Here is a 20679-nt window from a genome sequence, read left to right as displayed (position 1 = left end):
AATCTACGCTCCCAGTGCGTACGTCGGCGTCGCAGGTGTCCACCGCGCTGCTGACATTTCACCAGCATAGAGAGGTAGATCGATCGACTCTTTGCGCTCTGCGAAGAAGTCCCAGGGGCGGGTGACGCTCGCCGTACCCAACCTTCGCGTGTTCGAGACCTCATCCAGGTCGATGACTTCGGTCAACACGATCGACTCGTTGCTATTCGAGTCGATGCGGACACGACCGGATGGGTCTGCGAGGAGAGTGCGACCGTGGCTCCACGGGCCGGCGCCATTGATGCTTGCGACGAAGAGCTGATTGACAATCGCGTTGGCCTTTGCGATCGTGATCTCTTCTGTGCGGTCCGCCGTGTCAGTAGCAACGACGTTGAGGATGAGTTCTGCGCCTTTCCAGGCGAGGTGGCGGGCGTGTTCCGGGAACCAGCTGTCGTAGCAGATCGAGAGGCCGATTCGGCCGTGCTCGGGCATGTCGAAGACGACGAACTCGGTTCCGGATGCGACGGTTTCGACGGGGCGCCAGGGGAAGATTTTCCGGTAGGAGGCGACGAGTTTGCCTTCGGGTGAATAGACGACGGCGGTGTTGTAGACGGTGCCGTCTGCTGCGCGCTCGTGGACGCTGCCTGGGACAAGCCAGATGCCGAGGTCGCCGGCCAGCTCTGCAAGAACACGCCCCCGCGGCCCATCGAGTGCTTCCGCAGAATCGGCAATGAACCCGTCGGTCACCTCGTTATCCTGCGGTGTCGTCAGGTGGAACTCCGGGTAGGCGAACAGTTGGGTCGAGGGGTGTGCGCGTACTTCGTGCTCAAGGCGGGTTTGAAACTGGTCGAAGTGTGAGACGGGTGGAAGCTGGGCAAGAGCTAGTGACAGGGGTCTGGACATTTGGGGGCACCTCTCCTCATTGAACGGCAATTAACGAAAATATATTTAACGAACTGGGACCTGTCAAGGGGTGCGTCATCGTGTGGCACGATGGGGTCCGTGGCTAGACCGAAGGATCAAAGTCGGAGACGCGAGCAGCTCGTTGAGGCAGCCGCGCAGGCGATACTGCGCAAAGGCACGATCGACACCCGCCTCGCAGACATTGCTGCGGAAGCGGGCGTCACCTCGGCGAGCGTGCTCTATTACTACCCGGACACGCGGGATCTGTTTGTGAGTGTTCTAAGTGCGGGGACGGATGAGTACTGCGTCCGGAGGGAGGAGGCGGTTGAGGCAGCGGGTACGGCGACTGAGAAGCTTCGCGCATGCGTGGTGCATGGGGTGCCCCACGATCCGGCCTCTCTCGAGACCGTGCGGCTCTTGTTTGAACTCAGCTCCGTTGCGCTCAATAGCGCACCGGCCGCCGAGCTGAGTCGAGCATTCTCGGACCGCCAGGTCGCGACCTATCGGGACGTCCTCGACGCCGGTGCCCGCACTGGAGAGTTTGCGCTCGACGGCCCGACCGACGAGCTGGCGAGATCGTTTGTTGCGCTCGAGGACGGCTACGCCTACATGGTGCTTACGGGGGGTATCGCGACGGTCGATGCCGAGCGGTGGCTCCTTGGACACGCTCGCAGGGTGACAGGTGCTGACCTCTCGGGGGTCGAGAGGTAGGGCGTCGAGGGTGTGGCACGGTCGCTGCCAGGCTCGCTCACCGCTCTTGACGGAAACCGACTGATTAACTAATCTTTATTTAATCTAAGTTTCTGTTCGAAGGAGAGCCCCGTGTCCAGAAAGTCTTTGCCGCTGGCGATGGTCCAAGCGCCTGCCGAAACGCTCGAACAGTTTGCCGAAGGGCTGAGGAGGCGGGTGAAGGCGAACCCCGATGTTGTCCTGTTCGTGTACCCGGAGCTGCACTTGTGCTCACTTGGCGCGGCAGAGGCGGACTCCTACGCGGATTTCACTGAGAGCATGGCCGAGCCCTTGGATGGGCCGCGGGGGCGTGTTCTTGCAGAGCTGGCCGGCGACCTCGGCATCTGGCTTGTCCCAGGCAGCGTCCACGAGCGCGCAGCAGACGGCACCGTCTACAACACCGCCGTCGTCTATTCACCCGAAGGCAAACTCGTCGCCTCCTACCGGAAAATCTTCCCCTGGCGCCCCGTCGAAACCGTCGCATCCGGAACCGAGTTCGTCGTCTTCGACATGCCCGAGCACGGCCGAATCGGCCTCTCGATCTGCTACGACAGCTGGTTCCCGGAACACGCCCGCCACCTCGCCTGGAAAGGCGCAGAACTCATCCTCAACGTCGTACAGACGGCTACGGGTGACCGTGTTCAAGAGCTCGTTCTTGCGCAGGCAAATGCCATCGCGAACCAGCTGTTCATCGCAAGCGTCAACTGTGCAGCACCGACCGCTACGGGGCAAAGCCTGCTCGTCGACCCTGAGGGCCGTGTTCGCACCTCCACTCTCGGAATGGACGACCTTACACTGGTCGACGTCATAAACCTGGGCCAGGTCAGTGACGTTCGTAGGTTTGGAACAGCGGGAGTAACGCGACCATGGGCGCAGTTCTCCGACGCGGACCAGCCCATTCCCATGCCGTTCTACGCCGGGGAGATTAGCCCCGCACGATGGGCGGAAGCCCGTCGTGGTGAGGTGTAACCGGAAGCGTGGCGCGTAGTGCAAGCCAGATCGCCCAACACCGCGACGCGTCTCTCAGTTTGCCTTCAAACCCCGGGTAAGCCGGAGCGTTAACAAACACTCCGCGCAGATTTCTCGGACAGGAGACCTTCAAGTAGTGCGGTGAACGACGACAAGTGAGCGACACGCGAGATCAACGCGATCGAGAGATGCCTGAGGAGTTGGATCTGGTTCTCGTATCGTGCACGACCCACAACCCCGGATGCCAGCGAACGCGTTGGGGTGGGTCGAGGTGAGCTCGTCCTCCCGGCCAGACCAGCCGTCCCCCCCCGGACTGGTTTGACCGGGAGGACGACTTTGAGCTTTCGGTGCCAGGTACGGCTCGCCCGGTCAGTCCGGTGCCTCGGCTGTTCTCGAAACCTGGCAGCGATCGCCGAGTTACATCCCTGACAGGTGCCCCATCGGGGCGCACCAGGCCGCGGCACCGGCAGGCGCGCGAAGCTCGCATGGCTAGCGGTCTGTGGAGGCCCGGGTTTCCAGGTTCTTGAGTTCCCCGACGGCCTGGTCGAATGCTGCCCAGCTACGGCTGGCGAGACTGCCACCGACACTGCACCGCCGCACTCCGAGCTCCGCAAGCGCGAGAATATCCTCGTTGTACTCGTGCAGGACAACATTGACGGGCTTGGGGGCGACTGCGCTTACGAGCTCCGCTAGAGCGCCTCGGTCTGTGATGAACGGAACGAACAGGCAATCGGCGCCTGCTTCGGCATATTCGATCGCTCTTGCGATGCTGTCGCTTGTCGACATCTCGGGAACACGGAAGTTCTCATTGCGCCCGATCAACATCACTGCCGGATCTATGGCGTCGATGGCTTCTCGTGCAGCGAGGATTCGGTCTGTGGCTAGGTTGAGCTCGTACATCGTGCTCCCCGACCAGTCCTCGATCGAGACGCCAGCGATCCCCGTCTGAACCGCGAGTGAAACATTGCGTGCCACGTCATCAGGCGAATCAGCGAATCCATTCTCAAAGTCAGCATTCACGGGCAACGGTGTGGCGTTTACGAGCATTCGGAGATGCTCGAGAGTGGTCAGCAGGTCGAGTTCCCCGTCTTCCAGTCCCAGAGCCCAGGCCGCACCGGCACTTGTGGAGGCGATTGCCTTGAATCCTGCCTTCGCGAGCCTAACTGCGCTACCGGCGTCCCACGCGTTCGGGAGCACGAAGAACCCGGCTTCGTGCATCTGGCGGAAGGCGGCCGCCTTCTCCGTTCGTGACTTCATGGCCGATACTCCTCAAGTCGTCGTACTTGGCTGCCGGCCTGGTCGAAGTTTCTTGGATCGAGCCACGCGCGTAGCGCGGCGGAGAGCCCGGGCCACTCGTCCGCAGTGATCGAGAACCATGCAGTGTCACGGTTCTTCCCCTTGATGACCATGTGGTGACGGAACACGCCCTCGGGGGTGAAACCAAACCGGCGTGCTGCTCGCTTCGACGGCTCGTTCCCGTCGTCACATTTCCATTCCAACCGCCGGTAACCGAGGTCGTCGAAGATGTAGTGCGCAAGTAGGTAGAACGATTCCGTGGCCGCCCGTGTCCGCGCGAGCTTGGCGCCCCAGAGGATGCTCCCGAGTTCGATCACGCCGTTCTTTTCGTCAATGCGCATCAGTGCCTGGCGACCTTCCGCGCGACCCGTCGAGCGATCAATCACGGCGAAGAAGAGAGGATCCTCGGATGCCGTAGCCCCCCTTGCCCAATGCTCCATGTCTCCGAAGCTGGTCGGCGCATCCTCAAGGAGGAAGCGATATCGCTCGCTCCCGCCAGGTTCTTGCGCAACGTCGAAGAGATCGAGCAAATGGTCATTTGGGTTCAACGGTTCGAGGCGGGCGTACTTCCCCTGGAGTACGACGCGCTCTGGCCTGGCGGGCGAATTCCAACCGTGAAGGTCGGTACAGGAATCGTGAGCGGGCGAAGGCATTGCGTCTCCCATGGTGCGATCCTAGCCGTGCGTCCAGCTATGGAGCGAGAGATGTCGTAACTTGCGGGTTGACAGCCGTGCACTGCCCCGCCCACTCCTTTCGGCGTTCGCCGTTTTGGGGGATTTGTGATCATGACGTGACCCGATTCCGGTGAGGCGCTGTCGCAGCCGGTGCAGGGTGAAGCGCGCGGCCCGTGCCGATTCTCGGCTGGAGATACGCCGATACACGAGGAACCAGGTTTCGTGTTCGCTGCCGCCCGACCGAGCGATGGCTATGCGATGCGTCAGCTCGCAGAGGTTGCCTAACATGTCTACGTTGTTCGTATCGGGAGAAGCCCCGCCCGATGCTCGCGAACTACGACGCTCTCGCGGCTTCGCGATTCCCCCCCTTCTTATGCGGACGGATGAAGACCTCGTTGGGATGCTCGTGACCGGACTCGAAGATGCTGCCTCGTCGTCGCGAACACTGCTGTATCGCCCGTTCGAAGATGGGCGAGAACCGCCCGAAGATCAAGTTCGCCGTCGTTGAGTCCATACGCCCATGCCGCTCCCGCGCTGGTCGACGCGATCGCAGCGAATCCTGCTCGGGTGAGCCTGACCGCGCTCCCCGCGTCCCACGCGTTGGGGAGGACGAAGAAGCCGTCCTCGTGCATCTGGCGGAACCGGGACGCCGTATCCGACTGAGGTCTCATGTTGATATTCCCTCGGGTCGCGTCGCTTGACGATCATAGTTGTCGCACCGGGGCTAGCGACGTCGGACATCCGGGACACCGTGTGTTGCACTGGAGGTATGACTCTTCCCGAAGATGCCGGTTTCTTACTTGTAACTGCCTGCCCCGAAGACGCTGATGCTATGCGCCGTCTCGCTCGGGCGGCATATGGTGTCTACATCCCGCGACTCGATCGAGAACCCGCTCCGATGCTCGCGGACTATGAGACGATCGCGTCGTCCGGCCAGGCGCTTCTGGTGTGGCGCGCGGATGAGCTTGTCGGGATGCTGGTGACCCGCCTCGAGGAGGACGCGCTGCTCGTGGAGAACATCGCCGTCTCCTCCAGCGTCCAGGGGGTGGGCCTCGGGTCGGCCCTGCTGGCGGAAGCTGAAAGCCTCGCGCACGCTGCAGGGCGAGCGGAAGTGCGTCTCTACACGAACGAGGTGATGACGGAGAACGTCGAGTACTACTCGCGGCGTGGATACCGCGAAACCCATCGAACCGCTGGCGACTACCGACGGGTGCACTTCACGAAAAAGGTCGACGAAGGCGGGACTCCGCCGCGTGTCTTTCGTGGGCGCGAACCCTTGTCTTAGAGCGGCTGAGCCGTTGCCAGGTCGACCCCGGTTCGGCCTGTTGTAGGCGCAGCCCGAACTGGAACTAAACTAGTCCTTTTGAAAACAATAGTTGACAGTTGCCTTGACTCGGAGGAGAGTGATTCGACCCCGTCAATAGGAGACGCAATGATCACTGACCCGTACCGCAGTCCACTGCCGAAACGCTCCGCCCGACCTTTCGTATGGTCTACCGCCGTCTTGGCCTGTTCCCTCGCAGCCCTGACAGCGTGCGCCAGCTTGCCGGCCGACGAACACGCGACGAGCCCAACGACTGACGCGAAGGCTTCAGCGCTGTTGCCCGCCGACATCCGGAAGTCCGGAGAGATCGTGATCGCTACGGATGCCTCGTACGCCCCCATCGAGTTCTTCGACACAGACAACAAGACGATCATCGGACTCGATCCTGAGCTCGGCTCGGCAATCGGCTCCGTACTTGGTGTCCAGGTGAGGTTCGTCAATACCAACTTCGACGGAATCATCGCCAGCATCCAGGCAGGTCGCGCCGACCTCGCGATGTCGGCGATGACGGACAAAATTGATCGACAGGAACAGATCGACTTCATCGACTACCTGAGCTCCGGTACTGGCGTGATGGTCAAGGCGGGAAACCCCAGCGACATTGCGGGTTTCGCGGACCTCTGCGGGAGATCAGTCGCGGTCCAGACCGGCACGAACGCGGCGGACTACGCTGACGAAGCAAGCGCAGAATGCTCGAGCACGGGGAAGGGAGCTCTCGAAGTCCAGCGCTACCCGAACCAGAACGGTGCGACTCTGGCGCTCGACAGTGGTCGCGCAGATGCAGTCCTCGGAGACACCCCCCTGCTTGCGTACACGGTCACCCAGACCGGCGAGAAGTTCGAAACGGTCGGAGATCAGTTCGAGGCCGCCCCTTATGGCATCGGTGTTTCCAAGGACAACGCGGGCCTTCGGGATGCGGTTGCAGCGGCACTTCTGGTACTCCAGAAGAACGGCACCTACGCGGACATCCTTGAAGCGTGGAACCTGCAGGACGCTGCCCTGGAAGGCGCGACGATCAACGGCGGAACCTCATGAGCGAGCGACGAGCCGCCGTGAGGCTCACTCACTCACCCGGTGACCCGCCGGACAAGGGTATGGACGTCGTTCGCCTTCGCCACCCTGGCCGCTTGGTCGTCGTCGGAGTCGTCGTCATCCTCTGCCTCGCGATGCTCGACTCGCTCGTCAGAAACCCACGATTCCACTGGGATGTCGTCGGGCAGTACTTGACTGCTCAGGTCGTTCTGGACGGTCTCCTGCTCACCTTGCAACTGACGCTGCTTTCGATGGTTGTGGGCGTTGCCCTCGGCGTGGTCCTCGCCGTGATGCGCCTCAGTGCGAATCCGGTTCTGCGCGGTGCAGCGGCGCTCTACGTGTGGTTCTTCCGAGCTACGCCCGTCCTCGTGCAATTGCTCTTTTGGTACTTCTTGGCATCGGTCTATCCTCAGATCGAAGTCGGCTTCCCGTTCCTGCCGGCATTCGCTTCGTTCGACACGAACGCGCTCATCACACCGTTGCTCGCGGCCGTTCTTGGTTTCGGGTTAAACGAGGCTGCCTACATGAGCGAGATCGTCCGAGGCGGCATCTCATCCGTCGACCCAGGTCAAACCGAAGCCGCCAAAGCACTCGGCATGCCCGGACTCACGATCATGCGACGAGTGATCCTGCCCCAAGCGATGAAGGTAGTCATCCCGCCGACGGCGAACGAAGCCATCTCGATGCTCAAGACGAGCAGCGTCGCCATTGTGATTGCACTCCCCGAACTGCTCACAAGCGTGCAGATCATCTACTCGAGAAACTTCATGCAGGTGCCGCTCCTGATCGTCGCGAGCATCTGGTACCTGGTGATGACCACAATCGCGACCGTCGGGCAGCACTACCTCGAGCGCCGGTTCAGCCCTGAGGCGAAGGGACGTAAGCCCGCGAAGGACATCTTCGGCAGTCTACGAGGACTGAGAGGACGACAGGCATGAACGAAGAATGGATGGTCGAGGCAGTCGAGGTGAGGAAGAGCTTCGGTCACGTCGAAGTCCTGTCGGGGATCAACATGCAGGTCCCGCAAGGAACGGTGACCTGCCTATTGGGACCCTCGGGATCCGGCAAGAGCACGTTCCTTCGGTGCATCAACCACTTGGAACGCATCGATGCGGGCCGGTTGTCCGTCGCCGGCCGTCTGGTTGGTTACCGTGCAGTCGGGTCGAAGGCGTACGAGATGCGCGAACGCGACATCGCCCGCCAGCGGTCCCGCATCGGGATGGTGTTTCAGCGTTTCAACCTCTTCCCCCAGTACACGGTGCTGGAGAATGTGGCGCTGGGGCCGACCGTCGTGCTCGGCGAGTCCCGGGCAGACGCCACCGAACGCGGCAGAAGACTCCTCGACCGTGTGGGGCTCGGTAGCCGTGAGGGCGCTTACCCTCACCAGTTGTCAGGGGGGCAGCAGCAACGCGTCGCAATCGCTCGTGCCCTCAACATGCGTCCTGAGCTCATGCTGTTCGACGAACCGACGTCAGCTTTGGACCCGGAATTGGTCGGCGAAGTTCTCGATGTGATGCGAGACCTTGCCGCTGACGGGATGACGATGATTGTGGTCACCCACGAAATCGGGTTCGCGCGGGAAGTAGCGAACACCGTGACCTTCTTGGACTCGGGCCGGATTCTGGAGAGCGGGTCGCCGAGCGAGGTCTTGTCGCACCCGCACCATGCGCGCACGCGAGCGTTCCTCGAGCGGGTGCTATGAACCGCCTGACACGTCCGAACGAGATCGTCATCGACAGCGAGGCCATCCACCACAACGTCTTCCGGCTGCGTCACATTCTCGGCTCGAACCGCCTCCTGTTCGCGACGCTCAAGGCCGACGCCTACGGGTTCGGACTGATTCCTGCGGCGCAGACGGTGCTGCAGGCCGGTGCCGATGCCGTTGCTGTGGCGGATCTCGACGATGCTGTGCGCCTGCGAGAAACGGGAGTGGTCCAACCGATTCTGCTCTTTGCGGGAAACCTGTCGGGTGTCGAAGAAACCGCTGCGATGGAAGAGCACCGCGTCATCGGGACGGTGCACGACGACGAGTCGCTGGCGAGCCTGTCGCGGAACACGCGGCGGGCACTGGACGTCGTGGTGAAGGTCGATGTCGGCCAGGATCGCCTTGGACAGCTTGCCGAACAGGCCGACGACCTCGTTGCCGCAGTCTCGGAGCACAAGAAGCTGCGTCTGTATGGTGTGACAACCCACTTGCACACTCCCGAGCTCGACACGTCTGTGTCCTACCTGCAGTGGCAGGATTCACGTTTTCGTGCCTTGCTCACCCGCCTCGCCGAGCGTGGGGTGATCGTTCCGTTCGCAATGGCCGCGAGCAGCAGCACCATCCAGGCGGGCGTTGACAACTTGCTGGACGGCGCTGACCCCGGGAGCCTCCTTTTCGGCATGCGCCCGCCAGGGGAGGTGCGTGTCGATTTGGACCTTCGCCCCGCATTCACGGAGTTGAGCAGCCGGGTCGTCCATGTGAAGGACGTGCATCGCAATGCGTTCGTCGCAGAGGGGCTCGCGGGTACCGGACCGACCCGCGTCGCCGTCCTTCCGATCGGCCAGTACGACGGCATCGACCGGTTCCACGCCGGGCACGTGCTCATCGACGGCATCCGCTGTCCCATTCTCGGCAGCCCTGCCCTGGAGTACATGCGCGTGGACGTCGGGCATGTATCTGGTGTTCACGTCGGTTCGAAGGCATCGTTCGTCGGAGAGCAAGGCGGGGTTCGCATTTCTGTCGAGGATGTGATTCGCTACCAAGGTCACCGCGACGACGAGGTGTTCCCGCTCCTCGTGAGGGACTCTGTTCCGCGGCGCTACGCTCGGGCGCCGGCGGTCCAGGGAGTCGAGCGCGAGGGTTGAGAAAGGTATGTCCGTGACTGTCACGAGATCGAGCAGCGCCAACGAGAACCTCGGCGCCCACTTGGCCGAGGCACGCAAAGCCAAAGGGCTGAGCGTTTCAGAGCTTGCTGCTCGTACCGGCCTCTCCCGCGCGTACCTAAGCAAACTCGAGAAGGGGCAGAACAGCCCAACTGTTCACACGTTGAATGTTGTGCTCCAGGCGCTTGGACTATCCCTCGCGGAACTCTTCCTTGGATTGGAAGGTCCTCAGCGTCCCTTCGTGGGCGTGGCGGATCGCAGGCTCATCGAGTTGCCGCAGACGCCTGGAGTTTCGTGGGAGATGGTGACCCCTCCGGGAGCGAAAGTGGAGATGTTTGTCCGTCGCGTCGAGCCGGGAGCCGAATCTGGGGCTGAGCCGCACACTCATGGCGGCAGCGAAGTCGGCATTGTCACCGAAGGGGAGTTGCATCTCGACCTGGCTGGGGAGCTGTTCGTTCTCGGACCCGGAGACTCGATCAACTTCGCTTCCAGCACGCCGCACCGCTACTGGAACTCCGGAGACGAGACGTGCGTAGCGGTGTGGGCGAGTACCGAGCCTCGGCCCTAAGAGGGCATGACCGACCTGCAGCGCATCCTTAGCCTCGGTGGCATCAGAGCCGGCGCGAAAAATATGGCGAGATCAGGCCTATCGAGTCTCCCTAATGCTGAGACTTCAATTTGCCTCAGTGTCTCCATGTGTGTGCCATGTTGGAGTGGTAGCCAGCAGGACTGCTCCACTACGGGCATGCTACGCAGTTCGTGCTACAGCGGCCGCTCGCGTTTCACGCGAAGTTTCGCGCGAGAAGCCGCCATAGACCCGCGGTGGACGCGGCGCGCGCCATGATAGCTAAGGCACCGACTTGTAAGGATCCTGTTCGCGAAATGCCAAACGGAGTCATGGCCGCCCGATGCGTCGCGACTCCGCGCAAACTGTGCGCAATCCCCTTGCCGTCTTGGACGGAGTGAGAGGGCGGCGCGGGATATCGCGAAACTCATCCAACCATCGACGATTACCGACGGGTGCACTTCTCGAACGCGTTGATGGAGTGCGAGGTCAGGGCGGCTTCTGCCGCGACAAGCTCAGGACTATTCATTGGCTTCCGCCCAATCAAGGCGGGAGTCGGGGTGTCCGACCAAGAAAGGGCGGATAGATTGCAACGCCTCAATAGCGGCGGTCCGTCCAGTCTTCAAGGCGGCCTCGATGGTCTCTGCGTGTCCGTCCGTCGCACAAGCTTCGCCAGCCCAGAACAGGGGAGGAGTCGGCGCAGCAAGCGCCGCCCTCAAGTGATAGCTACCGACAGGAACAGAACTCGCGTAACCCCTGACAAAGGGATCCGCGGCCCAGTCCTCAACGAAGAGCTCGACGAGATGCTCGAGGACGATCGAGTGTCCGAACGCGATCTCGAGGTCCTGCAGCACGGCGTCCTGGATCTTCTCCGGGCGGCCGGTGAGTTCCTCGCTCCCTGCGCCGAGGAGGGCGACGAGAAGCGGCGTCCCGGTTTGTGCAGGGTATGTGAGATACCAGAAATCGACGTACTTCGCTCCGGGGACGGAGAAGGATCTCCCCTCGCGAACGTTCTCGGCCCAACCCGTAGCGTCTTCCCAGACGGGGTACGAGAAGAGTGCGCCGACCTTAATCATCGTGCCCATCTTCAGCCCGTGCACGGCCTCTGCTTTGGTACTGGGAATCGCTGGATCGAACGCAATTGTCCCTGACTTCAGCACGCCGACGGACGGGGTGACGATCGCCGTGGCGGCGAGGAATGTCTTCTCATTTGCGATGACCTCGACATTGCTCGCTGTGTGGCGGACGTGGCTGACCGGCGACTGGAGAATGACGCGATCGGCGAATGGTGCGGACATCCTTCGCCAGAGTTCGGAGTATCCATCGGCGAGTTCGAAGATGCCGGTGCGCGGAGCCTCGCGAAGAAGGATTTCGCCGGCGCTGGTGGCATCGATCTGTCGCGGATCCCGCTGGATAATGCCGGAGAATTCCCAGAGCAGCGCCGCCTTCATGTCTGGCAGCAGGTCGGTCTCCTCGATCACGTCATGAAGGCTTCTGCCCCTGTGGGAGTAGTCCAGCAGGGAGTCCACCAGTAGGGTCACTGCATCCTGGTAACCATCGATATCCAGCCCCGGGGTGACGTGGTTGTGCTGCATCGCCGGTGCGCCGTACCAGTCGCGGTGGTATCCGCCGTGGGTCGCCATCCCGTGTTTGATCACGGCATCCCAGGTAGCGATGCGAACGCCGTGCAAGAACATCGCACCGCGCTCGAAGAAGCCGCCTCCCGGCAGTGATCTCGTCTTCGCTCTTCCACCGATCTCGTCGCTCGCCTCGAGGATCGCGAAGTCCACTCCGGCCTCATGCAACACCTCTCCCGCGGCGATACCTGCGGGACCGCCGCCGATGACGAGGCAATCGTATTGCTTCTGCACACTTCCACCTTCCGCAGGCTCACACGTCGTGGCCTGTCGCATTGTTGTTTCCACTCGGTCCTTCTATGGGTCTCGTCAGCACCGCGGTGCCGTAGGTCAGCCTGAAGCTGCTTTCTCTTCGGCCCGCCGTGCGTCTCGTTCCCGACGGTGATCAGCAATTGTGAATCCGAGGAAGCCCGCCACGGTCAGGGTCAGCATCACAGTCGGAAGGAACCCGCTGATCCCGCCGGGGTTCTCAACGAAGCTCGACACGAGTAGGTACGCGAAGACCAGGACTCCGACGGTGATCATCCCCGCGCGAATCGGGCGGCGCTCGCCACGGCGGCGCATCTCAGCGATTGCCGCGATTCCAATCACGGCGTATGGAACGACCCAGAACAGCGAGTACAAAGTGAACAGATGCGTCGACGACTCGAGCGGCGGCGCGGACGCGACCAGCTGCAGGCCGATAGGAATGAGCACTGCGAGCACGGTCAAGGTCACCACCGCGAAGGTCGGCGAACCGAACTTTGGATGCAGGCTCTCGAAGCGCCGCGGCAGGTAGTGATCCGCGCCGGCGGCGGCGAGGATCCGCGCAACGTAGTTGAACAGGGTGATGAGGCTGGCGAGCGTTGCAGCGACGAGCAGGAGATCGATGGGTATCTGTAGCCAGGGCATCCCTGCAGCTCGAGAGAGCACAGCTGTCGGTGAGGCACCTGCGGCTAGTTCGTCGGCGCGAGCCATGAGAGTCGGGATGGTCAGCAGGATTGCCACGAGGTATGAAATCAGGCCGACGGAGATGACCAGTGTGAGCATCCTTGGGATGTTCCGCGTCGGATCGCGGGTCTCGGCGGCAAATGAGGCCAAGCCGTCGAAGCCGACGAAGAACGCAAGCGCCACCGTTGCGCCTGCTATCACGCTCGGAACTGTTGCGCCTACCAGTGTGAACTGACCAGCCAAATCAATCCCGGAATTGATCGCCGCGCCGACCGTGACCAGCAGGACGAGAGGGAGAGCAGCAAAGCCGAGTATCAGGGACATGGCGATTGAAGAGTCGAGGCCACGATGCGTGACTACCCCTGCAATTAGGGCTACGACTAGCGCGGATGCGGCCTGGAACCATCCCTCGGCGGCGAAGTTCACTCCCACACTAGCGAGAAAGCTGCTCGTGAAAATGACGACGCTTGTTGTCATGGCCGCACAGGACACCGCGTAGCCGACGAGGTAGGAAACTGCGACAAGTCGCTGCGGTACCCGTCCGAGCGAGATCCCGACGTAAGACAGCATGGACCCTGTCTCGATGTAGCGTCTCGCGAAGTAGTTCACAGCGACGCAGATGAGCATAGAAGCGGTACCCGCGATCAGCATCGACAGCCAGGAGGCGTTGCCTGCGTAAAGGATCAGGTACCCGCCTGCAAGCGCGATTCCCGGGACGAGTTGCTGTCCGGACAGGCCAAACAGTGTGATGCGTAGGAGGCTCTCGTTGCCTTGAGGAGCGCCGAGTGCGCTCATCGTTGCACCGGGGTCTGCAGCCAGACCACTGTCGCCGGAGCCGTTCGAACGGTCGCGATTCTCGGTGGCGCACCTTCGAGAACGGCCATGTGGGGAGCCTCGGCCTTGCTCCGAGGGCGGACCGCCCTGGCTTCTCGAGTCGGACGTGCTGCAGCGCTCATGAGTCCTCCTTTGGACTGAACGGCCACCTTGGCTTGGCTGGATGTACAAGTTCAATGCTGATTTGAGACGGCCTTCGCCGAAATTAAGCAGTTGCTTAGGCGTCACTTTAAGCAGTTGCTTAGTGAAAGTCAAGTGTTCAGCAGTCGCAATGGCTCGGGGCTATCCTGAGTGGCGTGACGGGTGCAACGAGGGGTGTCAGCCATGGCGAGGGGCGCGAGGCGCTGCTTCGGGCCACTGTGAGGGTGGTGGCTGAAAGAGGCCTGCGAGGGATGACGTTCCGGGCCGTTGCGGAAGAGGCGGGCGTGAACAACACCCTGATCGCGCACCACTTCGGTTCGCGTGACAACCTCATTTCCGCCGCTCTGACTTGGTCAGCCGATCGCTCCCTGGGAGCAGCTGACCTTGCCGAGTACGCCGTTGGCACCACGTCGTTCCGGGACGCGCTCGTTCGAAACGTTCTCTCGGATCCTGACGTCGAGCTGTTTCAATTCGAGATGACGTTGGAGGCCAGCCGCCGACCCGAGTTGCGGCCAGCGATCCGAGAGCTCTACCGGCGCTACATCACCGAGTTCACGTCCGAGCACGCGAAAATCACTTCGACACGTAGTGACGGTCTTAACCTTGCCCTCTTCGCTGCTCTAGATGGCTTGATGCTGCAGTACTTGAGTCACGCCATTACCGTCGAAGAGCTCACTGGAGCCCTGGATGCCTTGGTGGCGGCAGTAACCCCGGGCGTTGCACCGGCGAGAGGAAACTGAACTCCGGTCGGTCGATCGGTGCGTGAACCTCTCTGTTGCTCGATGATGAGGTGCATGCAAAAAGCCGTCGCGAGATGACTGAATGCTCCTCGTGTAGGCCATGATGTCAAGCACACACGCGCTGGCCAGGACGCCTCTGAGCCACCTTTCCGATGAAGTCATGGAGGCTCGATGGACCCTAGATCCGGGTACGCGCCACGCAATCCTTTTGCCGTTCTCGACGGGGTCAGTGGTCGTCGCCGGGAGACGCTCGCGATGCTCATAAATCTCATCGCCGCCCAAGGTCCGGTCGCGCGAGCTGACGCGATGTCGCAGCTCAACTGGTCACGCGCACTCGTGACACGAACCGCCTCCGAACTGCTGCAAGAGGGTGTGCTCACGGAGATTGTGCCGGAAGCTCCCGCGCGCCGCGGGCGACCGACTGCGCTATTGAAGCTCGTCGTGGGTTCGGCTGCGACCATCGGTATCGACTTCGGGTTTCGTTCGGTGCGAACGATCCTCGCGAGTGTCGACCACACCTTGCTGGGGTCCGACGAACGCCAACTGTCCCGCGATTACGGTCCGGATGAGGGACTCAGCGCCGCGCGAGAAATGCTCGACGCGAGTATGGGCGCTGCCGGAATCACCTGGGCCGACATCGTCGGGGCAGGCATCGCCATCAGCGGCCCGATCGACTACGCGAACAATGCCGCCTCGCTTCAGAGTCTTCTGCCTTACTGGGAAGGCGACATCGTCGCGCGGGCACGCAAGTATCTGCCGTGTGCGATCACCCTCGGAAACGACACGCGTCTGGCTTGCTACGCGGAGCTTCTCTGGGGCGCTGGTCGCGGACTCGAGAGCTTCATCTACTTCAAGCTGCATTCCGGGGTCGGTGGCACGTACGTGCTCAATCGGAAGATCGTGACAGGTGCGACAGGCGCCGCGGGCGAGTTCGGGCATATGACCGTCGATCCCACGGGAGAGATCTGTCGATGCGGAGGTCGTGGCTGTCTGGAGACGGTGGTCGGCGTTCCTGCAATCGTGCGGCGGCTGCGTCCGGCCTACGGACACGACCCGGAGTGGGGCGAGATTCTGCTGAACCTCCAAGCCGGGGACCCGCCCACAGTTCGCGCATTCTCCGACGCTTACGAGGTCATCGGGCGTGCCACCGCTTCGCTCTGCAACATCCTCAACCCGCAAGCCGTGATTCTTGGCGGAGCCCTGAGTCGAGCTTCCGATCAGATTGACCGGGTGGTCGCTGAAGGCGTGGCCCACAACGCGCTCTCGATCAGCGCGGATACGCCGGTCTTGCTCGGCGCGCTCGGCCGCAATGCGGCCGCGCTGGGCGCCGTTGGAGCAGTGCTGATGAAGGGCGTCGTCTGAACGGGAATTTCTGTTCATTGATGCAAAAAAAGGCGGCCAATAGCCTTCCTATCGGGCAAGAGTGAAGCACTTGACCTGCGCTCGTTCCGTCAAAGGAGACTGACAATGAAGATTACTCGGCTTGCAACCGCAGCAGCGGCTGCGACTGCCATCGTCCTCGCGCTTGCCGGTTGCCAGACCGCCGCCGGTGGCGGCACGGCTGACAAACCAGCGGAGTGTGACGGAGTGAGCCTGACGAAGGTTGGCTACTCGCCGTATTCCAACACAGGAGGCTATTTCCCCTTCGTCGAGCAGGGCCTCAACGAAGTGCTCGGGGCCTGCGGGATCACGGTCACCACATCAGACCCTGATGCCGATTCCGGCAAGCAGGTGTCGGGCATCGAGAACCTCGTCGCCGGCGGGGCGAAGGCGGTAATCGTCACTCCCACCGACCCCAAGGCCATCAGCCCGATCGCCAACAGACTCCACGATCAGGGAGTCCTCGTCGTGGGGCTCGCGACCTCGATCCCCGAGGCGGACATCACATTCAACCTCGACGATTCTGCCTTCGGGGAGCTCGAGGGCACGAGCGCCGGCGACTGGCTCGCCGCCAATCGTGAAGGCGAGAAGCCCAAGGTCGCTATCTTGCATCAGGATTCTGGAGGCGACCCGCTCCTGCTCCGCCACCAAGGCGTCATCGACGGTATCGACGCAGTTCTGGGAAAGGGGAACTGGGAGTTGGTGAGCGAGGTGGAGGCGTTCCAGGAGGACACCGGCAATGCGCAGACATCAGTGATTCTTCAAGCGCACCCGGACCTGGACCTGATCGTCGGTCTCAACGATTCCAGCGCGCTGGGAGCTGTCTCCGCGATCACATCGAGTGGGCGTGTGCCCGGTAAGGACGTCGGGGTCGTTACCGGCGGTGAAGACAAGCGGATTCTCGACTACGTGTTGAGCGGCGAAGTCATCTCGACGGTCGGTCTCTTCCCGGTCAATCAGGGCCGAATCATCGCTGAGCAGATCCTCAAGGCTAGTTCTGGCGAGGACGTGGAGCGAGAGCAGATCGTCCCTGCTGAACTGGTGACGAAGAAGAATGTCCAGCAGATTCTCGACGCGTTGAAATGAGCGACACCCGCCTCGCACAGAAGGTGCCCGCACTGGAAGCACGTGGGATCGAGAAGTCCTTCGGTGGCATAGCCGCCTTGACGGGCGTCGACTTGATTCTGCGGGAGGGCGAGATCCTCGGACTTGCCGGTGCCAACGGCGCCGGCAAGTCGACGCTCATCAACATCCTGACCGGACAGTTGCAGCCGGATGCCGGTGAGTTGGTCGTGCATGGTTCCACGGTGAGTATCGACTCGCCGCGAGCCGCGCAGAACCTCGGTATCGGCGTCGTGCGCCAAGAACTCGATCTCGTGCCTGATCTCACGATTGCTGAGACCTTTTCCTGGGGGATGAACGTCCGTTCATGCGGCGCTTCACTCTGGACCGGCGTGCGATGAGCTCGGCGGCCGCAGCACTGCTCCGCCGAGTGGGGCTCGCCAATGACCCGACAGAGCTTCTCCGTGATCTGTCGATCGGCGACCGCCAATTGGTGGCAGCCGCGCGGGCTCTCCGGTCAGCGGGTTCCGTGCTCCTTCTTGACGAGCCGACGTCGTCTCTCACTCCTGTCGAAGCGGAGCGGCTCTTCGGAGTGATGCGCTCGCTGCGATCAGCGGGAATCGCCGTGGTCTTCATATCCCACCGGCTCAACGAGGTGTCAGAGCTCTGCGACCGCGTGGTCGTGCTTCGAGACGGGCAGGTCGCCGGAGAATTCCCGCCAGATCGCGGCAGCATGGGGGCGGTTGTCGAAGCCATGGTCCCCGGTTCCCAGGCGCTCACTCGTCAGGAGCGCAGCGGCGTCATCGGAGAATCCGTCTTCCACGCGCATGCCGTCCAGATCGGACGACGAGTGCCTTTCGACCTTGAACTGCGTGCCGGCGAGGTAGTCGGCATGTTCGGTCTCGTCGGGGCAGGGAAGTCTTCGATCGGCAAGGCGATCGGCGGCTTGCTGCCCGTGACGCGCGGCCAGATGCTCATCGACGGCGCACCCTACCGACCGAAGGGTGCCGCAGATGGGTTCGAACGAGGCGTCGCGTGCCTCTCCGAGGACCGCAGAGCCGAAGGAATCTTGCCCGAGCTGAGTGTGCGTCAAAACATGATCGTGCGGACACCGCGAGGCACCACGACCGGCGGAGTACTCCGAAACGGACCGATCCGGACCCTTGTGCGCGAGATGTTCGTTCGGCTCAACATCAAGGCCGCCTCGGACGGCCTGGACATCCGCGACCTCTCGGGCGGCAACCAGCAGAAAGTCCTGCTTGCCCGTCTGCTGGCTGAGGATCTGCGGGTTCTGGTGTTGGACGAACCCACTCATGGGATTGACGTGCGCGCGAAGCACGACCTGTTGGAGACCGTGACGCAGCTGACGAACCGAGGGATCACCGTGCTCATGATTAGCTCGGAAATCCCCGAGCTAATTGCGGCATGCGACCGCATTCTCGTGATGCGAAACGGCGCGATCGTGTACGAGACACCCGCAGGTCTCGCCACCGAAAAGAACTTGCTGTCCGCTGCCACTGGAGGAAACTGATGAGCACCACCGAGACCCCGACCGACATGGCGGCGATGAAGACCGGATCCAAGCCGCGCGCGGATCTGACGCTCTTCGTTCTACCTGCCGCGTTGATCATCATGGTCATCGTTTTCGCAGTGAGTTCGACGACGTTCTTCAGCGTAGACAACCTCTTCGTCATCCTGCGCCAATCCGCCGTTCTCGGGGTTGCGGCTATCGGGGCGACCATCGTGCTCGTCGCGGGGCGCCTCGATATCAGCCAAGGAGCAATCATCGCCGTTGCGGGCATCGCCACGGTTTCCCTCATACAGGCGGGGGTTCCGACTGCTCTCGCGATGCTCGGGGCTGTCACGCTCGGAGGCCTTCTCGGCCTCGTCAACGGAGCATTGACGGAAGGGCTCCGTATCCCCGGATTCATCGCAACCCTGGCGACGGCGCTCGTGATCCGCGGAGCGGCGTTGCTGTTCACGGGCGGACAATCGATCGCCGCGCCTGTGAGCGACGGTTTCGATCTGCTTGCCTGGGTGGGTATCGCGTCGATCGGACCCTTTCCGGTTTCCGTGCTCCTTGTCCTGGGGCTGTATCTGGTCGCGTGGTTCGTCATGCGCAAGACTGCGTGGGGCCTGCGGAGCTATGCCATCGGCTCTTCCGCACGGGCCTCACGGACTGCCGGGCTTCGCGTTCGTTCGCAAGCGATTCAGATCTTCGTTGTTGCAGGCGTGCTTTCCGCGCTCGCAGGCGTACTTCTTGCGGGCAGGCTCGGTTCGGCCTCACCCAGCAACGGAGCCGGTGCAGAGTTCGATATCTTCGCGGCGGTCGTGCTCGGCGGTGCGTCCCTGTTCGGCGGGCGGGGGAGCGTGATGCGAACGCTGCTCGGCATCGTCTTCCTCGCGACACTCAGCAACGGGCTCGTGATCTTGAACGTGTCCTCCTACGTGCAGGGAATCGCAACGGGTGCTGTGCTGCTCATCGCCCTCGCGATCGATCGCTGGAAGGCTCGCGAGGATGAATGACGATCGATCGTCACCGACGCCTGCGGGCGGGTGGGCAGCGGATGCGGAACTGAATCGCGCGGTCCGATCGATGCAGCGGCCCGACCTTGATGACTTGCCCGCGGCCCGAATGCTGATGGGGTCTGAGGGACTCGTCACCGCGCAAGCCGAGGAAGCCTTCGGCGCAAAGGTCTCAATCGAGCATCGGATGGTCCGCTCGCAGGACGACCGCATGATTCAGGTGCGCATCTATCGGCCCGTGGACACTGCCGCGCAGTGCGCAGGCGTGCTGCTGCTGCACGGCGGCGCGTTCGTCGGAGGCGATCTCGCCACTGAACATGCGCGGAGTCTTCGCTACTCCGCCGAGGCCGGGGTCGTTGTCGTGTCGCCGGAGTATTCGCTCGCTCCTGAGCTCTCCTACCCAGACGGGCTGAACGACTGCGTCGCGGTGCTCGCGTGGATGTCAGAGACCGCCCAATCCCTCGGCATCGATGCCGAGAGACTGGCGGTCGCAGGGGTCAGCGCAGGAGGTGCGCTCGCGGCCGGCGTCGCTCTTCTTGCTCGCGATCGAGGGGGCCCATATATCCGTGCGCAGATGCTGCTCTACCCTGTGCTCGACGACCGGCTGGAGAGCGACTCGATGCAGCGCTTCGTCGATACTCCCGTCTGGGACGCGGACAACAGCCACAAGATGTGGCGACTCTACCTTGGAGACATGCCGCCAGACGGGTACGCAGCTCCGGGGCGCGCCTCTGATCTGCGTGGCCTTCCTCGTGCGTATCTGCTGGTCGCCGAGATCGACCCGTTGCGCGATGAGGCTCTCGAATACGGATCGCGGCTGCTGGCGGCGGGCGTGCCGGTGGACATCCGGTTGTGGGCTGGTGGGTACCACGTGTTCGACCAGCTGGTGCCTGACGCTGCCATCTCCGGTACGAGCCTCAGCGACCAAGTGGCTTTCATCCGTCGCCATCTCGGCCGGTGAGCGAAGCAAGTCAATGGTTGCGATATTCGTTCATTGTCGGTCAAAAATGCTGGCACCTACTCTCACATCGTGGCCCAAAGGCGTTGGCCGCGGGCCACTCCCTTTCCATGCCGATGCCGGGAAAGGAGT

The 20679-nt window shown here is 62.4% G+C and carries 21 protein-coding genes; 15 read left to right on the top strand and 6 right to left on the bottom strand.

Translation table 11 applies throughout. The features are described from left to right. Positions 1–3: 3 nt before the first annotated feature. On the bottom strand, positions 4–882 hold the full coding sequence (locus AC07VM_RS01510; protein WP_494909719.1) for a carbon-nitrogen hydrolase family protein: 879 nt from the start codon (positions 880–882) through the stop codon (positions 4–6). Positions 883–981: 99 nt separating this feature from the next. Here AC07VM_RS01510 and AC07VM_RS01505 point away from each other — a divergent pair, with 99 nt between their 5' ends. Both AC07VM_RS01505 and AC07VM_RS01500 read left to right on the top strand, forming a co-directional pair. Next, complete coding sequence (locus AC07VM_RS01505; protein WP_494909718.1) at positions 982–1593, top strand: TetR/AcrR family transcriptional regulator; 612 nt, start codon at positions 982–984, stop codon at positions 1591–1593. A 111-nt stretch (positions 1594–1704) separates the two neighbouring features. After that, the gene (locus tag AC07VM_RS01500) at positions 1705–2580 is read left to right on the top strand and encodes a carbon-nitrogen hydrolase family protein (protein WP_494909717.1); all 876 of its coding nucleotides are present in this window, start codon (positions 1705–1707) and stop codon (positions 2578–2580) included. A 489-nt stretch (positions 2581–3069) separates the two neighbouring features. Here the strand turns inward: AC07VM_RS01500 and AC07VM_RS01495 are convergent, their stop codons facing one another. The 3 genes from AC07VM_RS01495 to AC07VM_RS01485 form a co-directional block, all read right to left on the bottom strand. Next, positions 3070–3837 (bottom strand): isocitrate lyase/PEP mutase family protein, encoded by a 768-nt coding sequence (locus AC07VM_RS01495; RefSeq protein WP_494909716.1) that lies wholly within the window; start codon positions 3835–3837, stop codon positions 3070–3072. After that, the gene (locus AC07VM_RS01490) at positions 3834–4541 is read right to left on the bottom strand and encodes a GNAT family N-acetyltransferase (protein ID WP_494909715.1); all 708 of its coding nucleotides are present in this window, start codon (positions 4539–4541) and stop codon (positions 3834–3836) included. Before AC07VM_RS01490 ends, AC07VM_RS01495 begins: the two co-directional genes overlap by 4 nt. Positions 4542–4921: 380 nt before the next feature. Then, positions 4922–5182, bottom strand: coding sequence for an isocitrate lyase/phosphoenolpyruvate mutase family protein (locus AC07VM_RS01485; RefSeq protein ID WP_494909714.1), 261 nt, complete (start codon positions 5180–5182; stop codon positions 4922–4924). Positions 5183–5382: 200 nt separating this feature from the next. Between AC07VM_RS01485 and AC07VM_RS01480 the strand changes: the two genes are divergently transcribed. From AC07VM_RS01480 to AC07VM_RS01455, 6 genes are all read left to right on the top strand, one after another. After that, positions 5383–5835: a GNAT family N-acetyltransferase gene (locus tag AC07VM_RS01480; protein ID WP_494909713.1), complete on the top strand. Its 453-nt coding sequence runs from the start codon at positions 5383–5385 to the stop codon at positions 5833–5835. Positions 5836–5982: 147 nt separating this feature from the next. Further along, positions 5983–6909 (top strand): ABC transporter substrate-binding protein, encoded by a 927-nt coding sequence (locus AC07VM_RS01475; protein ID WP_494909712.1) that lies wholly within the window; start codon positions 5983–5985, stop codon positions 6907–6909. Positions 6910–7001: 92 nt separating this feature from the next. Continuing rightward, a complete protein-coding gene (locus AC07VM_RS01470; RefSeq protein ID WP_494909711.1) occupies positions 7002–7844 on the top strand; it encodes an amino acid ABC transporter permease in 843 nt (280 codons plus the stop codon). Next, positions 7841–8608, top strand: a complete 768-nt coding sequence (locus AC07VM_RS01465) for an amino acid ABC transporter ATP-binding protein (protein ID WP_494909710.1) — start codon at positions 7841–7843, stop codon at positions 8606–8608. Before AC07VM_RS01470 ends, AC07VM_RS01465 begins: the two co-directional genes overlap by 4 nt. Then, entirely contained in the window at positions 8605–9756 is a 1152-nt protein-coding gene (gene alr / locus AC07VM_RS01460; RefSeq protein ID WP_494909709.1) for an alanine racemase, read from the top strand. Before AC07VM_RS01465 ends, alr begins: the two co-directional genes overlap by 4 nt. Positions 9757–9769: 13 nt before the next feature. Next, positions 9770–10342 carry a cupin domain-containing protein gene (locus tag AC07VM_RS01455; RefSeq protein ID WP_494909708.1) on the top strand — a complete coding sequence of 191 codons (573 nt, stop codon included), beginning with the start codon at positions 9770–9772 and terminating at the stop codon, positions 10340–10342. Positions 10343–10860: 518 nt separating this feature from the next. Here AC07VM_RS01455 and AC07VM_RS01450 read toward each other — a convergent pair. Together AC07VM_RS01450 and AC07VM_RS01445 are read right to left on the bottom strand one after the other, a co-directional pair. Then, the gene (locus AC07VM_RS01450; protein WP_494909707.1) at positions 10861–12210 is read right to left on the bottom strand and encodes a flavin monoamine oxidase family protein; all 1350 of its coding nucleotides are present in this window, start codon (positions 12208–12210) and stop codon (positions 10861–10863) included. 96 nt (positions 12211–12306) lie between these two features. Beyond that, complete coding sequence (locus tag AC07VM_RS01445) at positions 12307–13701, bottom strand: APC family permease (RefSeq protein ID WP_494909706.1); 1395 nt, start codon at positions 13699–13701, stop codon at positions 12307–12309. 335 nt (positions 13702–14036) lie between these two features. Here AC07VM_RS01445 and AC07VM_RS01440 point away from each other — a divergent pair, with 335 nt between their 5' ends. From AC07VM_RS01440 to AC07VM_RS01410, 7 genes are all read left to right on the top strand, one after another. Next, positions 14037–14621, top strand: coding sequence for a TetR/AcrR family transcriptional regulator (locus AC07VM_RS01440; protein ID WP_494909705.1), 585 nt, complete (start codon positions 14037–14039; stop codon positions 14619–14621). A gap of 255 nt (positions 14622–14876) precedes the next feature. Continuing rightward, positions 14877–15983 carry an ROK family protein gene (locus tag AC07VM_RS01435; RefSeq protein WP_494909704.1) on the top strand — a complete coding sequence of 369 codons (1107 nt, stop codon included), beginning with the start codon at positions 14877–14879 and terminating at the stop codon, positions 15981–15983. Positions 15984–16088: 105 nt separating this feature from the next. Continuing rightward, a complete protein-coding gene (locus AC07VM_RS01430) occupies positions 16089–17087 on the top strand; it encodes a sugar ABC transporter substrate-binding protein (RefSeq protein ID WP_494909703.1) in 999 nt (332 codons plus the stop codon). Then, a complete protein-coding gene (locus tag AC07VM_RS01425; protein WP_494909702.1) occupies positions 17084–17464 on the top strand; it encodes an ATP-binding cassette domain-containing protein in 381 nt (126 codons plus the stop codon). The genes AC07VM_RS01430 and AC07VM_RS01425 overlap by 4 nt, the downstream gene beginning before the upstream one ends. Next, on the top strand, positions 17431–18594 hold the full coding sequence (locus AC07VM_RS01420) for an ATP-binding cassette domain-containing protein (protein ID WP_494909701.1): 1164 nt from the start codon (positions 17431–17433) through the stop codon (positions 18592–18594). The genes AC07VM_RS01425 and AC07VM_RS01420 overlap by 34 nt, the downstream gene beginning before the upstream one ends. After that, positions 18594–19589 (top strand): ABC transporter permease, encoded by a 996-nt coding sequence (locus AC07VM_RS01415; protein ID WP_494909700.1) that lies wholly within the window; start codon positions 18594–18596, stop codon positions 19587–19589. Before AC07VM_RS01420 ends, AC07VM_RS01415 begins: the two co-directional genes overlap by 1 nt. Next, positions 19582–20550, top strand: coding sequence for an alpha/beta hydrolase (locus AC07VM_RS01410; RefSeq protein ID WP_494909699.1), 969 nt, complete (start codon positions 19582–19584; stop codon positions 20548–20550). The genes AC07VM_RS01415 and AC07VM_RS01410 overlap by 8 nt, the downstream gene beginning before the upstream one ends. The last annotated feature ends 129 nt before the right edge of the window (positions 20551–20679 follow it).

Source organism: Microbacterium sp. GW821-FHT01D02 (assembly GCF_059422585.1).
Note: the sequence above shows the minus strand (reverse complement) of the source record. Positions and strands in the feature narration are given on the sequence as shown.